The organism is Nesiotobacter zosterae, assembly GCF_033843645.1.
GTDB lineage: Bacteria > Pseudomonadota > Alphaproteobacteria > Rhizobiales > Stappiaceae > Pseudovibrio > Pseudovibrio zosterae.
This window is the reverse complement of the sequence record NZ_JAWXVZ010000002.1, coordinates 1-15,816: the sequence shown is the minus strand read 5'-3', so window position 1 is coordinate 15,816 and position 15,816 is coordinate 1. Positions and strand designations below refer to the sequence as shown.

Annotated in this window: 12 protein-coding genes; 6 read left to right on the top strand and 6 right to left on the bottom strand. The window is 55.3% G+C overall.

The window, feature by feature from the left end:
• Positions 1-32 precede the first annotated feature (32 nt).
• From rnc to parC, 4 genes are all read left to right on the top strand, one after another.
• A complete protein-coding gene (gene rnc / locus Q3Y58_RS02850) occupies positions 33-740 on the top strand; it encodes a ribonuclease III (protein WP_274216461.1) in 708 nt (235 codons plus the stop codon).
• Positions 741-748: 8 nt separating this feature from the next.
• Complete coding sequence (gene era, locus Q3Y58_RS02845) at positions 749-1,711, top strand: GTPase Era (protein ID WP_319620934.1); 963 nt, start codon at positions 749-751, stop codon at positions 1,709-1,711.
• Between the two features lie 21 nt (positions 1,712-1,732).
• Complete coding sequence (gene recO / locus Q3Y58_RS02840) at positions 1,733-2,488, top strand: DNA repair protein RecO (RefSeq protein ID WP_319620933.1); 756 nt, start codon at positions 1,733-1,735, stop codon at positions 2,486-2,488.
• A gap of 127 nt (positions 2,489-2,615) precedes the next feature.
• Positions 2,616-4,865 carry a DNA topoisomerase IV subunit A gene (gene parC, locus Q3Y58_RS02835; RefSeq protein ID WP_319620932.1) on the top strand — a complete coding sequence of 750 codons (2,250 nt, stop codon included), beginning with the start codon at positions 2,616-2,618 and terminating at the stop codon, positions 4,863-4,865.
• Between the two features lie 49 nt (positions 4,866-4,914).
• Here the strand turns inward: parC and Q3Y58_RS02830 are convergent, their stop codons facing one another.
• The 4 genes from Q3Y58_RS02830 to dapA all read right to left on the bottom strand — a co-directional run bounded on the left by Q3Y58_RS02830 (position 4,915) and on the right by dapA (position 7,930).
• A complete protein-coding gene (locus tag Q3Y58_RS02830) occupies positions 4,915-5,820 on the bottom strand; it encodes an AEC family transporter (RefSeq protein WP_319620931.1) in 906 nt (301 codons plus the stop codon).
• Between the two features lie 94 nt (positions 5,821-5,914).
• Positions 5,915-6,451 (bottom strand): inosine/xanthosine triphosphatase, encoded by a 537-nt coding sequence (gene yjjX, locus Q3Y58_RS02825; RefSeq protein WP_319620930.1) that lies wholly within the window; start codon positions 6,449-6,451, stop codon positions 5,915-5,917.
• Positions 6,452-6,520: 69 nt separating this feature from the next.
• Positions 6,521-7,000, bottom strand: coding sequence for an SsrA-binding protein SmpB (gene smpB, locus Q3Y58_RS02820; RefSeq protein WP_274216454.1), 480 nt, complete (start codon positions 6,998-7,000; stop codon positions 6,521-6,523).
• Positions 7,001-7,051: 51 nt separating this feature from the next.
• Entirely contained in the window at positions 7,052-7,930 is an 879-nt protein-coding gene (dapA, locus tag Q3Y58_RS02815; RefSeq protein ID WP_319620927.1) for a 4-hydroxy-tetrahydrodipicolinate synthase, read from the bottom strand.
• A gap of 324 nt (positions 7,931-8,254) precedes the next feature.
• Here dapA and Q3Y58_RS02810 point away from each other — a divergent pair, with 324 nt between their 5' ends.
• Together Q3Y58_RS02810 and Q3Y58_RS02805 are read left to right on the top strand one after the other, a co-directional pair.
• Positions 8,255-10,501 (top strand): lytic transglycosylase domain-containing protein, encoded by a 2,247-nt coding sequence (locus tag Q3Y58_RS02810; protein ID WP_274216452.1) that lies wholly within the window; start codon positions 8,255-8,257, stop codon positions 10,499-10,501.
• Between the two features lie 109 nt (positions 10,502-10,610).
• A complete protein-coding gene (locus Q3Y58_RS02805; RefSeq protein ID WP_319620926.1) occupies positions 10,611-11,510 on the top strand; it encodes an alpha/beta fold hydrolase in 900 nt (299 codons plus the stop codon).
• Positions 11,511-11,579: 69 nt separating this feature from the next.
• Here Q3Y58_RS02805 and Q3Y58_RS02800 read toward each other — a convergent pair whose 3' ends face one another.
• The gene (locus Q3Y58_RS02800; RefSeq protein ID WP_319620925.1) at positions 11,580-12,767 is read right to left on the bottom strand and encodes a porin; all 1,188 of its coding nucleotides are present in this window, start codon (positions 12,765-12,767) and stop codon (positions 11,580-11,582) included.
• Between the two features lie 1,135 nt (positions 12,768-13,902).
• On the bottom strand, positions 13,903-15,096 hold the full coding sequence (locus Q3Y58_RS02795) for a porin (protein WP_319620923.1): 1,194 nt from the start codon (positions 15,094-15,096) through the stop codon (positions 13,903-13,905).
• Positions 15,097-15,816 lie beyond the last annotated feature (720 nt).

Here is a 15,816-nt window from a genome sequence, read left to right as displayed (position 1 = left end):
CGCAGACGTACTGGAGACTCTGAGTTCAAACGATGAACGCAAGAAAGAAAAAGGTATCCGACGAAGCTCTTGAAAAACGGATCCAATACAGTTTTAAGGACAAATCCCTGTTGGAGAAGGCGCTGTCGCATGCCAGCGCCCTTCCTGCTTCTGACGCGCCGTTGAAGAGCTATCAACGTCTGGAGTTCTTGGGCGACCGTGTGCTTGGATTGTCAGTCGCCACCATGTTGGAAAAACATTTCCCGCATGCGGAAGAAGGAGAGCTGGCAAGACGGCTTAATCAGCTGGTCAAGAAAGAGACCTGTGCTGAAGTAGCGCGCGAGCTGAAGATTGGCGATCACATGCGCCTTGGCGATTCCGAATGCCAAAGCGGCGGGCGTGGCAAGACAGCGCTTCTGGCTGACATGTGTGAGAGCATTCTGGCTGCCATCTATCTGGACAGCGGATTTGAAGCCGCAAACAAGTTTGTAAACACTCACTTTGCAGGGCGCATGCTATCCTATAAAGGACCATTGCGGGATGCAAAGACCACCTTGCAGGAATGGGCCCAGTCCAAGGGACGCCCTACCCCGATCTATGAAGTGGTAGACCGCTCAGGCCCGGACCATGCCCCCGTATTCAACATCCGCGTCACCGTGGAAGGTGTTGATCCGGGTGAAGCGTGCGGCGCCTCAAAACGTGTTGCTGAACAATCAGCGGCCGAATTGATCTTACGCCGCGAAGGCGTTTGGAACTCTTAAGAGACACAATGACGAACAACGAAAACGATCCGAACGACGACGGCTTTGTCTTCAAAGCCCTCTCCGAACAGCAAAACGATACCCGTGCAGGCTTCGTGGCGCTGATCGGAGCTCCAAACGCAGGCAAGTCAACACTGCTTAACCAGCTTGTTGGCACCAAGGTCTCCATCGTCACACACAAGGTGCAGACCACCCGCGCCATGATCCGCGGTGTCGCCATGCAAGACGAGGCTCAGATCGTTTTCGTTGACACACCGGGTATCTTCACCCCAAAGCGCCGCCTTGAACGCGCGATGGTCGACACCGCATGGGGCGGCGCTCGTGATGCCGATATCGTTGCGGTCATCATCGATGCCAAACGAGGTATCGACAGCGATGTTGAGAAGATACTGGAAGAGCTCCAGAACATCCGCTTGCCGAAGGTGCTGATCCTCAACAAGATCGACCTGACACCGCGTGAAAAGCTGCTTGAGCTCGCCAAAAAAGCCAACGAGTACACAATCTTCGACGATACGTTCATGGTATCGGCCCTCAAGGGCAGCGGCACCACCGATATCTTGAAGTACTTTGGCGACCGGATGCCGGAAAGCCCATGGCTCTATCCGGAAGATCAGGCCTCTGACATTCCACTGCGCATGTTGGCGGCCGAAATCACCCGCGAAAAGCTCTACCTGCGCCTCCATCAGGAGCTGCCGTACATCTCAACTGTAGAAACCGACAGCTGGGAAGAAAAGCCCGATGGCTCCGTGCGCATTGAGCAAACCATCTTCGTGGAACGGGACAGCCAGAAGAGCATCGTGCTTGGTAAAGGTGGCCAGACCATCAAGACCATTTCGCAAAATGCCCGCCAGGAAATGGCCGAGGCTTTTGAGGTGCCAATCCACCTGTTCCTGTTCGTCAAAGTCCGTGAAAACTGGGCTGATGACCCAGAGCGCTATCGCAACATGGGCCTCGACTTTCCTTCCAACTAAGCCGGAAGGAACACCTGCGACATGCAATGGACCGCAGAAGGCATCGTTATCGGAGCACGCAAACATGGCGACTCCAACATCATTCTGGAGGTCATGACCCCGGATAGAGGACGATGCCTTGGTCTCGTGCGCGGCGGGCGTTCCCGCCGCCAACAGCCTGCCCTGCAGTTGGGCAACCACCTCTCCCTCACATGGCGGGCCCGGCTCGATGAGCATCTGGGCAATTTTTCCGCCGAACCGATACACCTGCGCGCGGCTCACCTAATGCAGGAGGCGCTGTCGATACATGCCCTGCAGTCCATGTGCGCCCTGCTCCGGTTACTGCCTGAACGCGATCCGCATCCGCAGCTGTTCCATGCTCTGGATGTAACGCTGGACAATCTGGAAGATCCGATCCTCGCCGGCGCACTGATCGCCCGCTTTGAGCTACTGCTCCTCAATGAACTCGGTTTTGGCCTCGATTTGACGGAATGCGCCGCAACAGGACAAACCGATGATCTGATTTGGGTTTCGCCCCGCTCTGGCCGGGCGGTGTGCAGCAGTGCGGGAGAACCTTACCGCGACAAGCTTTTCCCGCTTCCCGACTTCCTGAAAGCCTCAGAGATGCGTGCAGCATCCACAAAGGATCTTTCGGCGGCCGACATCAACTGCGCCTTCAAAATGACAGGCTACTTCCTGTTCAAGTGGGTTTTTGAACCGCGCGGCCTCACCTGGCCCGTCGCCCGCGATAACTTCGTCAGTTCCCTCGAAGCCAAGTCAGCGCCACCTCCTGATTGAAGGCGGCGCCTACCACCGCCTCACACTAGGTAGTTTCCATCCAGAAATCCCCAATTCCTGCAGTTTTCCGTGGGTCACTGCAGCAGAACCATTGCCAGTTTAGGGTACACGCGCTAACCCATTTTCCATGGGAAAAGAACTGACTGGCGACGACGCCCCTGAACAGATCGAGTTGAAGGACGCGCTTGAGGAGCGCTATCTTTCCTACGCTCTGACCACGATCATGCACCGCGCTCTTCCGGATGTGCGTGACGGCCTCAAACCCGTTCACCGCCGCATCCTTTATGGCATGCGCCTTTTGAAACTTGATCCGGGAGCCGGTTTCAAGAAGTGCGCCCGTGTGGTCGGTGATGTGATGGGTAAATATCACCCGCACGGTGACGCCGCGATCTACGACGCGCTGGTTCGCCTGGCTCAGGACTTCTCCGTTCGCTACCCAATGGTCGACGGTCAGGGAAACTTCGGCAACATCGACGGCGACAGCGCTGCGGCGATGCGTTACACCGAAGCACGCATGACCGATGTGGCCAAGCGGGTTCTGGATGGCCTTGACGACGACGCAGTCGATTTCCGGGAGACTTATGACGGACTTGATAAGGAACCCGTTGTTCTTCCAGGTAATTTCCCAAATCTCTTGGCAAACGGCTCTACCGGCATTGCCGTGGGCATGGCGACGTCCATCCCACCGCACAACGTCTTCGAGCTGTGCGAGGCCAGCCGGTTCCTCATCGACAAGCCTGAAGCTGAAACCGAAGAGCTCCTCCAGTTTGTGAAAGGCCCGGATTTCCCAACGGGCGGCACCATTGTCAACGACAATGGCAGCATTCTGGAGGCTTACAAGACGGGCCGTGGCAGCTTCCGTGTGCGTGCAAAGTGGTACAAGGAAGAAGGCACCCGCGGCACCTATCAGGTCGTCGTAACAGAGATCCCCTATCTCGTTCAAAAATCACGACTAATTGAAAAAATCGCGGAACTTCTGACGGCACGCAAACTGCCCCTTCTGGAAGATGTTCGCGACGAGTCTGCTGAGGATGTGCGCCTCGTTCTGATCCCTCGAAACAAGAATGTGGACCCAGAACTGTTGATGGCTTCGCTCTTCAAGCTGACAGATCTGGAAAACCGCTTTTCCCTGAACATGAACGTGCTCTCGAAGGGCGTTGTGCCGAAGGTCATGAGCCTGAAGGCCGTTCTGCAGGAATGGTTGGAACACCAGAAAGAAGTCCTCGTTCGTCGCTCCAACTATCGCCTTGGTCAGATCAACCATCGCCTTGAAGTTCTTGATGGTTATCTGATTGCGTTCCTGAACCTTGATGAAGTTATCCGCATTATCCGCGAAGAGGACGACGCCAAGGCCGAACTGATCAAGGCGTTCGAACTGACCGAAGTTCAGGCCGAAGCCATCCTCAACATGCGTTTGCGCTCTCTGCGAAAGCTCGAGGAAATGGAAATCCGCAAGGAGCACGACAAGCTTTCCAAGGAACGCGATGGCCTGATTTCATTGCTCGGTTCCGACAAGAAACTCTGGAACCGCGTCTCCAAGCTTGTGGGAGAAATTGGCAAGGCCTACGGTCCGGAAACCGAACTCGGCAAACGCAGAACCGACTTCGGTAATGCCAATGACCACGATCTGGAAGACATCCAGCAGGCCATGATCGAGAAGGAGCCCATTACGGTTGTCCTCTCTGAAAAGGGCTGGATCCGGGCTCTGAAAGGCCATGTCCAAGACGTCTCTACCCTCACCTTCAAGCAGGGGGATAGCCTCAAGCTCTCCTTCCATGCCGAGACCACGGACAAGCTGCTCGCGTTCACCACCGGCGGCAAGTTCTTTACGCTTGGCGCGGACAAGTTGCCGGGTGGCCGGGGCCACGGCGAACCGGTGCGCTTGATGGTCGACATGGACGAAGCACAGGACATCCTAAGCCTCTTCGTCCATAAACCTGAACGCAAACTGCTGATCTCTACCGATGAGGCACGCGGCTTTATCGTGAAAGAAGCAGACGTGATCGCCAACACCCGAAAAGGTAAGCAGGTTCTGAATGTTACGGCACCGAGTGAAGCCAAGCTCTGCGTTCCTGTAAACGGTGACCACGTGGCAGTGATCGGCATGAACCGCAAACTTCTGGTGTTCCCATTGGCCCAGATTGCGGAAATGACACGCGGCCGGGGCGTGCGCTTGCAGCGCTATCGTGATGGCGGCATTTCCGACGCGAAGACATTCCCAGGCGGCGAAGGGTTGACTTGGCTCGACAGCTCCGGACGGACCTTCAGCAGGACGCTTGAAGAGCTTCAGGATTGGTACGGCGACCGGGGACAAGCGGGCCGCCTGCCGCCCAACGGCTTCCCGCGAAGCAACAAGTTTGGCGGCAACGATCTATAAGCCCAAAGAGCCCGGTATCCCCGGGCTCTTTTCGCATCTAGAGCCGGACTCACCTCATCAAGACAGCCAGGGCGACGGGCAAAGACAGCATTGCAAACAGGGTTGAAAACAGAACCACACTGGCAACGTGACCAGAGGTTTCAGGGGCATAACGTTCTGCCATGAGGTACGCGAAGACCGAACTCGGCATGAGCATTTCAAGGACAAAGGCACCTTTCGCAGCACCGGTGAAGCCGAAGAGCTGAACAAGTCCAGATGCCAGAAAAATGGCCACCACAAGATGGAAAACTGCGATCAAAGCCCCTGTGATCAGCATGTCGTAGTTCAGACTGGCAATGCTGAAGCCAAGGGTCAAAAGCATGAGCGGAATGCATGCTCCACCCAAAAGGGTCAAAGCACTGTTCAGCGGCGCAGGGAACGACCAGTCCATTGCCATGAACGTGAGGCCGATGATGACACCATAGATATTGGGCGCCGTCAGCACCCGCTTGAAGGTGATAGAGTGCTGCGGCAACCATGTGCCCACCGTGAATAACCCAAGCACGACCACGACCCAGAATGCCAACGCATAGGAAAGGCCCGTGCTGCCAAATGCAAAGTAGACGATGGGAAGGCCCACATTGCCCACATTGGCAAAGGTGAGCGCGTTCAGGTAGGTGCGCACCGGAAATCCGACCACCTTCAGAAAGATGAAGCCCAGCCCCATGAAACAGCACAAGCCGACCAAGGCCGCCAGCATCATCTGAGAAAACTGAGCAAACGAAATGTGTTGTGCGGCAAGGTGCGACATGACAAGCGAGGGCATTGCCAAGTTCGAGACGATGCTGTTGACCACCTTCACATCAAAGGGTATCCGCAGTCTGGCAATGAGAAACCCTGCCCCGCCAACGAACACCACCGGGAAGACAACACTCAGAACTTTCAGGAAAAGTGCTTCCACGTCCGCCAGTTCCACGCATACGCTCAACTGACGGTACTGTGCGCTGACAGCCGTTAAGGGGATACTTCAGCCCGCTCCCCTAAATCCAACGGGAATAAAACAATCAGGCTTATCTAACGGAAAATGCCGGATTGGTGAAGGGCAACAACGCACACACCAGCGTGTCCACGTAAACAGACTGCCGCGTCAGACGGTTTTCGGTAAAGATTCCAAACGCCCCGCCCTTGTGCTTGATGTTGGTCGTTCCAAAAACTTCATCAATTGCATGACCAAGTTCAATGCCGGCGTTCACCTTTTCCATGACAGAAGCCGGCAGCGGCAGCATGACGGAACGACTGGTCGCAAGTTCTTGATTTTGTGCCAGAACTGCCATCCAGGCAAAGGTGTAGGCCTGCCCGTCTACGGTGGCGATGCCGCCTTCAAGGCCAACGCAAAAATTTGCGTCGGTTTGAATGAAACTGGCATTTTTTGCGCGCGTTACAGCCCCCAGACGGGTCTGCTCATCGCCAATGGGCTGGTCCGGCACACCGCTCTCAACATCCAGCGCGATGAACTCCAGCTCGGCCTTGGGCATCATAGCCCGAAAGGCCTCTTCCACTGCCCCAACCTTGACCGGGTTTTTGGAAGCAACCGCAACCGTGACCATGTTATGCCCCACTATCCTCAAAAGCGCTGGGAAATGCCGAGACGGGGATAACTCTCGCAAGCCGGAGAGTTATCCTCCTGTCTTGAGCAAACGTTGCTTCTCACGATTCCAGTCGCGCTTCTTTTCGGTTTCGCGCTTGTCGTGAACCTTCTTACCGCGGGCAAGAGCGACTTCGAGTTTTGCGCGCCCAGTCTCGTTGAAGTAGACTTTGAGCGGCACGATGGTCTTGCCTTCCTTCTGAACAGCACCTGCAAGCTTGTTGATCTCGCGCCGATGCATGAGAAGGCGACGTGGACGACGCGGTTCGTGATTGAAGCGGTTTCCCTGCGTGTACTCAGGGATATAGAGGTTGTAAATCCACATCTCTCCGCCGTACTCAGCCGCATAGCTTTCTGCCACGTTGCTTTTCCCCTGACGCAGAGACTTTACTTCGGTGCCTTTGAGTTCGAGACCGGCCTCGAATACCTCTTCAATTTCGTAGTTGAAACGGGCTTTCCGGTTTTCAGCAACAACCTTGCGCCCGGGAGCCCCCCCTTTTTGGGCAGCCATTCTTCTTCCTTGAGTGTGTTGGGCCGAACACCATGGCTCGGCCCGAATTCATTAGTCGATCAGACCTGCATGCACCATCGCCGCACGGATTTTGCCCTGTGTTTCTTCCGAAACAGGAACCAGCGGAATGCGCAGTTCGTTTTCCATCTTGCCGATCAGCGACAGCGCGTACTTCACGCCGGTCGGATTTGGCTCAATGAACAGCGCATGGTGCAAAGGTGCCAAGCGGTCCTGGATCTCAAGCGCCTTGGCGTAGTCACCAGCAAGCGTTGCCTCCTGGAACTCACTGCAGAGCTTTGGCGCAACGTTGGACGTTACGGAGATACAGCCGACACCGCCATGAGCATTGAAGCCCAGAGCCGTGATGTCTTCGCCAGACAGCTGGATGAAATCCTTACCACACATATGACGTTGCTCGGACACGCGATCAAGATGCGCCGTCGCATCCTTCACCCCGACAATGTTCGGCACTTCCTTGAAAAGCTCTGCCATGGTGTTGGCAGTCATGTCGATGACCGAACGCCCCGGAATGTTGTAGATGAAGACCGGCAGCTTGGTTTCAGCGGCAATTGCCTTGAAATGCGCCTTAAGACCCGCCTGATTTGGCTTGTTGTAATATGGCGTCACGGACAGAATGCCATCGGCACCTGCTGCTTCGGCAAACTTGGCAAAGTCGATTGCTTCAACCGGATTGTTGGAACCAGCACCAGCCATCACCGGCACGCGCCCTGCTGCAGCTTCAATGCACATCTCAATGACGCGCTTGTGCTCGTCATGAGACAGGGTTGGGCTTTCACCGGTGGTCCCCACTGGCACAAGGCCGTGGGTGCCCTGTTTTATCTGCCAATCCACAAAGTCCATGAAAGCTTTCTCATCCACGGCACCATTCCTCATTGGAGTGACAAGTGCGGTGATTGATCCCTTAAACATTTCAGGTTCCTCGTTGGATAGCAGTCAAATAAATTCCCAAATGTGACCCACGATTGATATTGGGCGAGCCACCATACTTAGCCCGTACACCTTCATCAATGGTCAACGCAATCTCTTATAAGATTCGTTTGCCTAGTTCTCCGCTATTTTATTATTCGAACACAAGCAAAAACACCTAGCGGCAACGAGCCACAATTAAACCTTCATTTACCATTTTTATGGCACTTGCTTTCTATAGAGGGGAATTGAAGATTGGTCCTTTTTGTGGGGAGAAGGGTCCAAGTGTTTTGAGTTCAGCGACCATAAGGCCAACCACCGATGCCCATGACTAGAGTTTTTCTTGCAAGCGTGAGCACCGCTGCCTTCGTTTTGGCGGGTGCGGCCACCATTCAAACGGTGGAAGCCTCGCAGCACTACGTTTCCCAAACACCGGCACCAAACCCCTTCAAGCAAACCGTGTCACAAGCGCAAGGCACCACTGCGGGCTCGCCCTATGTGTCCGCCTATGCCGCGAACGGTGGACCGCGCTCCAAGCCGGGATTTGGTGCCGCCACCTCCCCTGCTTCCGAGCCCATGGCGTTGATCGACCGGAATCAGATCCGCCCGCAAGCCACCCCGCAGCAGCAACTGCAGTCTCAAGTAATCTTGCAGAACCAGCAGTGGAACGTGCCCGACGCCACAACACCGGCCACACAGCTGGATGCCGTTCTGGACGACATCAAAAAGGGCCGCATTGAACAGGCCATAAACGCCCGCAACCGCATGCCAGACAATCTGGACCGCCGCATCATCGACTGGCGACTGATGGTTGCCGGTGGACCGCGCGTTCCAACACAGTACATCACGAATTTTGCGGCCTCTGCGCCGCACTGGCCATCACCCAAGATTGCCCGCGCCCGCGCAGAAGCCTCTCTGTCTGCTTCCAATCTGCCGCCCCGCGACATCATCGCAGCATTCGGAAACACCCAACCTGAGAGCATGTTGGGCAAGATCGCTCTCGCGAAGGCGCAGCTGGCCGTTGGCAACAATGGCGCGGCTCGGCAGTTGATCCGCCCCATTTGGCACAAAGAGCTTCTTGAAGGTGGTTTGGAGAAGGACATAGGCACGACTTTCGCCCGCCTGCTGACCCGCGAAGACTATCGCGCCCGCGTTGAAATGTTCCTCTACCGGGAGCGCACGAACAGTGCTCTGCGCTTCGTGTCCAAGCTTTCTCGCGACGAACAGGCCTATGTGAAGGCCCGCGTTGCTCAAATTCGCGGCGAAAAGAACGCCGAACGGCTGCTGACCAACCTGCCCCGCTCCATGCGCAACGAAGCCGGTGCGCTTTACGCCAAGATCAGCATTGCCCGCTCTCGGGGCGACTATGACACAGCAGCAAAGCTGCTGCAAAAAGCCCCAACGGATGCAGATGAGCTGTATGACCCGGATGCTTGGTGGAACCACCGCCGTGTGGTGTCCCGCCAAATGGTGGAAGCTGGCAAGCCGAAGCTGGCCTATGAGATTGCCGCCGAACACGCCGCCGAATCCGCGCTGGAGTTTACCGAGGCCGAATGGCACGCCGGATGGTATGCTCTGCAGTTCTTGAAGGACCCACGCCGGGCGGAAAAGCATTTTCGCAAGATCACAGAGGTCGCTGAAACGCCGATCACGCTTTCTCGCGCCTACTACTGGATGGCGCGCTGCAAGGAAGCTGAAGGCGACCGCACTGGTGCCATTGCGACCTACCAGAAAGCGGGAAGTTACCATACCGCTTATTATGGCCAACTGGCGCTGGCAAAGCTCAGCATCAACCAGATCCCCGTGCAAAATGTGCCGCAGATAAGTGCTGCTGAACGCGCTGCCTTCAACAACAATGACATGGTGCGCGCTATCCGCCGCATGGACGCTGCAGGCCACCACAACGATACCCTGCTGCTTTACAAGCACTTGGCCGAACACCTGCCAACCAATACGCAAGTTCGCCTGCTGGCGGAAATGGCAGAAGCCAAGGAGCTGCACCAGTGGGCCCTGATGGTGGGCAAGATCGCCTACGATACGCGCCCTTCTGCAAGCTCCCTCGCCTATCCGACCAATGCGATCCCGGCAAAAACGCAAATCAAGCACGGCGTTGAAAAGCCAATGGTTTACGCCATTGCCCGCCAGGAAAGCGCGTTTAACCCGAAGGCGAAGAGCCACGCCGGTGCGCTGGGTTTGCTACAGCTGATGCCTGGAACTGCACGGGCCACCGCCCGCAACATTGGCCTTTCCTACAGCACATCGCGCTTGACCTCCGACCCCGCCTACAACGCCACTTTGGGCGCGGCCCACCTTGGCGAGTTGGTGGAAGAGTTCGGCGGCTCCTACATTCTCACATTTGCGGCCTACAACGCTGGGAAAAGCAAAGTTTATGAGTGGATTGAACGGTTTGGCGACCCCCGTGACCCACGCGTCGACCCTGTAGACTGGGTTGAGTTCATTCCATACGGTGAGACCCGCAGCTATGTGCAGCGCATCACCGAGAACCTGCAAATGTACCGCCTCAAGCTGGAAAACAAACCTCTGGCCATCACCATGGACTTGACGCGCGGTTAAGCGCGTTAAGTTTTTTCAGGCGACATCCACCCCAAGGTCATCTAGCCTGCACGCAGTGGTTTTAGACTAATCTGGCGTGATCACACCCTTGGTGTGCATAGGAGGCGAGATGAGCGACCAATTGCAGGTAAACCATTCCATTTTGAAGCTGGAAGGCGCTGGTCATCACAACTGGACCGCCAATGATGGCTTGATGCTTTCTGCACACACATGGGGCGAGAGAAAATCGGGCGTACTCCCCGTGGTCTGCTTGCCCGGACTGACCCGAAACACCCGCGATTTTTACCGTGTTGCCAAACATCTCAGCGATCAGGGCCATTACGTGGTGGCCATGGATTATCGCGGGCGCGGCTTGTCCCAGTATGCGGCGGATTACACCAGTTATTCGCTTCCGCAAGAGGCAGAGGACATTGAAGCTGGCCTCACGTCTTTAGGCATCGAGGATTATGTGCTGCTTGGCACGTCCCGAGGCGGCCTGCACGCGATGTCGTTTGGCTACCGCCACAAGGGCCGATTGAAAGGCGCAATCCTGAATGACATTGGTCCGGAACTGCCCGAGAACGCCTTGCAGTGGATCGTCAACTCTGTTGGTTCAAAGATGACCGAACCCAATTGGGAGGACGCTGTAGCGCGGCTGAAGTCTTTGTATGCCCAGAGCTTTACTGCCCTATCCGATCAGGACTGGCTGGACGCCGCCTGTCAGTTTTATGAGGAAGCGCCAGAAGGCCTGCGCCTTTCCTATGACGCGCATTTGAAAGACGCGCTGCTGGATGCGGCCAAAGCCACACCAGAGGTGGACCTGTGGGCGCTGTTTGACGGCTTGAAGGACATGCCTCACCTCTTGATCAGGGGCTCCAACTCGCCGCTCCTGAGCGAGCGCACCGCACAGGCCATGCAGGAGCGCCACCCGGAAATGGACATGCACACAGTGGCACAGGAAGGCCATGCGCCCTTGCTTTGGGGCGCGGCGGTTCAAGAACGTATTGAACGCTTTCTGGCAGAACTTTAAGCACGAAAAGAGGGGCTGGTTGCCCAGCCCCCTCATCAAACTTCGGTCAAAGAAACCAGACGCACTACCTTAAAAGGTTCTTTGAGCACGAAGAATGGCACTCGCTTCTTCCGAGGTTTTTTCATTGTCGGGATCGATATTGGCGTATCCAATGTCCACGCCGAACTCCAGGCCTGGAACCGGCGTCCACGCCACATCAAAGTCGAGTGCATACCGCGTGTAGTCGTTTTGTGGGGCACCGCGCGGCGTATCTACCTGTGCATAGCTGGCGTCAAAGTCTGTTCGCACTTCCGGTGTGAAGTAGTGCGTGAAGCCGCCTGACAGGGCAAAACCCTTTGTTTTTCTGGTTCTTGTTCCGTCGTAGTAACTATCGAAGACATCGGTCGCGCCGATGTAGGACATGGCGGCCTCTGCGTACTGAACCTGCAAGGCAAGCGCATCACCTTGAGCAAGCATCGGCAAGTTGAAGATCACCCCTGCGCCGAAAGCAAGGCCCACTTCACTGTCTGCCGCAGCAGAAAGGGGCCGGGCCTCCTGAATGGCAGCGGAGACCTGGGCAGAGCCCCAGCTGTCCGCGCCGCGAAGCGCGACAACGCCTGCTGGCCAACGGTTACCACCGGAGCCATCGAGGTCCGTGACGGCGTCGAATGTACCGTTCACCCGCTCTGAAATGTCCTCAACAGACACTGAGAAGGATACTGGACCGCCCATCGAGGCGGTGTAGGCTGCGACCCACGTTTTGTCATCGGAAAAGTTCCGGTCTACCGCGCCGTAGGTGGCACCCGTGAAGAAGTCGAAGAACGACTGCGTGCGGCCAAAGGTGAACCCACCGAACTGAATGTAGCCAACCTCCAGATCGACCAGTGTGTCAGCTTCGTCATCATCACGGACCGTATCGCTGTCGCTGGTGAACCTTGTTTCACTGTAGGCGCGCAACAAGCCGAACTCGGTTTCTGTAAAGGCATCAAGATACACATAAGCCCTTGCACGAAAACGAACATCGTTCTCATCGCGCTGTGACCAATTGCTGGGACGGCTGCCAAAATCCTGAAACTGGACATCGGTGCGAATGCGCCCCGCTACCCGCAAGCAGGTCTCGGTTCCCGGAATGACAAAATAGCCGGCACCATAGCGCTCGCATACCTGAACATATGAAATCGGCTCAACAACGGGCGGGAATGGCGCTAGATCTGCAGCGTCCGCATGTGAACCCAAACCAATAACGGCTAGCGGCAAAAAAATCGTTCCACGAAACATCCCAGTGCCCTCTCTGGAAGACCCTCTCCGGCTTTCACTCCCCTTGAGAGCAGTAAAAAGCGCTCAGGAGAAAGCGGCGGAGAAAAAAATCAATTGCAAAATGACTGACTGAAAAAGATCAGCAGCGAACAGCTAGACAATTGCGACAATGGGCAATTCAAACAATTCTGCAGATTGAGGGCTGAAATACGCGGGACCTGCAAATGAAGGGAGGCCATCTGTTAGAGGCTTTTCCGTAGCCACCGGAAACAGCCCATGGATACTGAGGGCACGTTCTTTCAAGGTGAAACGGTACTGCCAAGACAAGGCCGGGAGCGTAGGTGGTTGAATTGCCAAAAGGTTCAAGAGGTAAATGGCCGCCGACACGGGATTGGGCGGTGCGCGCTGTCCAGCGGCTGCCCCTGAGACCTTACAGTATCAAACGCAAGGGGGCAGGTTTCAGACTGCCCAAGACCAGCACCAAGAATTGAGGGAATGGAATAGCGGAGGCAACCAAAGGCACGGTGCAGCTCCCCGCTCCGCCCCCCAAAAGGGAACAGGAGCGCAGAGCAAACGCCCTAGCGCCCGGCAAGCAAGACCATGTGTGGGAGGCAAGGCGCGCCGTTGGGAGGCAAACTCAAAAATCCCGGCGCGGACACCAGGTGAGTAAGGCGCATCCTGTAGGGCCCCTGAGGGGTGGTCAGGGGGAGCCCGGTGGGTTGGAACCACCGGGCCAGAGACTGATTGGAAGGTCAGGACACCAAACTCCAATCAGAGAAATCTTATAGGCTGTTATATGACCACCTCATGTAGTTGGTCTGTGTCGAGCGTCACACCCTCAGCTTATTTGCCCTGTAGAGGGCAATCCATTCCCGAATAGTATGCAGTGCAATTTGCTTAGGGACTTCCAGAAGCACCCTCACCCTGAAAAATTGCGCATTCAAATCAATAACTTAAAGAAACATGAGCAACAAAGAACCGCAGATAGGTCCTGCGCAACAAGGGCTTAACACTTCGTTCACCATGCTAGGTCTTGCCTTGGGATCGCCTCGCGCGGCCTGATCCATCGGCTCTGCGGCCACTTTTGTCCAACCCGGAATCAAAAAGGGCAGACCAAAGGCCTGCCCTTCTCGATCTAAATGACGGTTAAGTCAAATTAGAAGGTGTACTGTACACGTGCACCGATCTTAGCTTCGTCGAAGTCGACGTCGTCGGCAGCAGCTGCCTTGTAGTCGAGTTCGGTGTTAGCGAAGCCACCGTCAAGGGCGATAACCAGACCGGAAACTGGGTACCAACCGATGGAAGCGTCAATTGCCCAACGGTCGATGTCAGCTTCCAAACCATTGTAGTCAATATCCAAAGACGCGTAGGAGCCGTCAATGGACGTTGCAATGGTAGACGTCCAGTAGTGGGTGAAGCCAGCGCCCAGAGCGTAACCCTTTGCACCAAGTACATCGAAGCCGAAAGTCTCGATCTCATCAGAACCTTCAGGTGCAGAAATACCGAGGTAAGATGCTGCGGAGTCCGCGTATGCAGCCTGGAACACAAACGCATCACCTGGAGCAATCATGTCGAGGTTGAAGGTTGCAGTACCACGGATCGCGTAACCCATATCGTTTTCGGACTTCGCGAAGAGATCGGGTGTAGCATCGTTATCATCGTGGTCCCAGGAAACACCTGCAACCGGATTGTGAACAGCACCAGCAACCTCGAAGGAACCCCAACCCTGAGAGATACCGATCTTACCTACGAAGTTTGCAGAGTTGCTATCGCCATTGCGGTAAGAAGAATCTTCTACAGACAGCGCAGCAGTCACGCCATTGCCCAGTGCTTTGGACACAGTAATCTGCAGAGTGGATTCATCAGACCAGTTACGGCCAATTGCACCAACATCAACAGCGCCAGTGAAGCCGTCAAACGCAGAAGTTGTGCGACCGATCAGGATGTCAGCAGCAGAGGTGTTGAACTGAACGTATGCAGAACCAACCTTGGAAGCGCTGTCGCCAGCTTCGTCCCACTCGCTGTAGAACTCGGTGTAGGTCTTGATGAGACCGATTTCAGTGTCGGTCATGGAAGTCAGGTACAGATAACCACGAACATATGCGTCGTAGTCAGAGTACTTTGTTGTGTCGTCGTTGTCGTTCAGGTTGTCAGAAACGATCTGAGTACGGATACGACCACCGATCTTCAGGCAGGTGTCCTTACCTGGGATCTTGAAGAAGCCTGCGCCGTATGCGTCGCAAACCTGTACGTAGTCTACTGGCTCAGCTACTACTGGCAGATCAGCAGCGGATGCGGAACCTGCAACAGCAAAACCAGCAGTTGCAAGCAGAAGTGCTTTAATTTTCATGTGTCCTGACCTCTAAAGAGTCTCTAATTTGTGTTGAAGAAGTTCTTGAAAGCACTGTTTGGAGCAGGCTTTCACTTCCTCTTACCCCTGTTGTCGCTGGTGGCTTGGATCAACCCCTCACCGCCCCCGGTGAAATGATCCAAACGCTTCGTCTAGCGCCAACGCCACTGTTGATGCCTCACGGCGCTGTGAGCCGCAAGGTTGTATCTCGTAATAAGAACTCAATTAGAAATCAGTGATATTCGGCTGTGTCTTTTTCGACACAACTTAAACAGCCCCCTTCGCGCCTGTCACACCCCAGTCAAACTCTTCAAAACGTACAACCCTGGAGTGCGCAACCCTAAGTACATCACCGTAACAGGATGACACCAAACCTGAACACGACTCACCCTAAGACTATGATATTATTATTTATTTTATCGATTATTTCGGGAAGGAATGACATACCAGAGGCGAGCGTTCAGCTGGCAACCCCACGCCGCTACAACCAATCAATTACAAAGCACAGACAATGTGATCGCCGTCACACCTCTGTGGATAGTCAGCACAGGAAAAACGGACCCAAAAACAAAAAAGCGGAGACGCTGATGCGCCTCCGCTCAGACTGCTGACAAAGTGATTGAAAGTCCTCGCTTTATGCGGGGACTTTTGATTCAATGGGGTATGTTGAAGAAACCCTCCCCCCAGCAGACCGCTTTTGAGATGGTCAGTCTCGAGAGT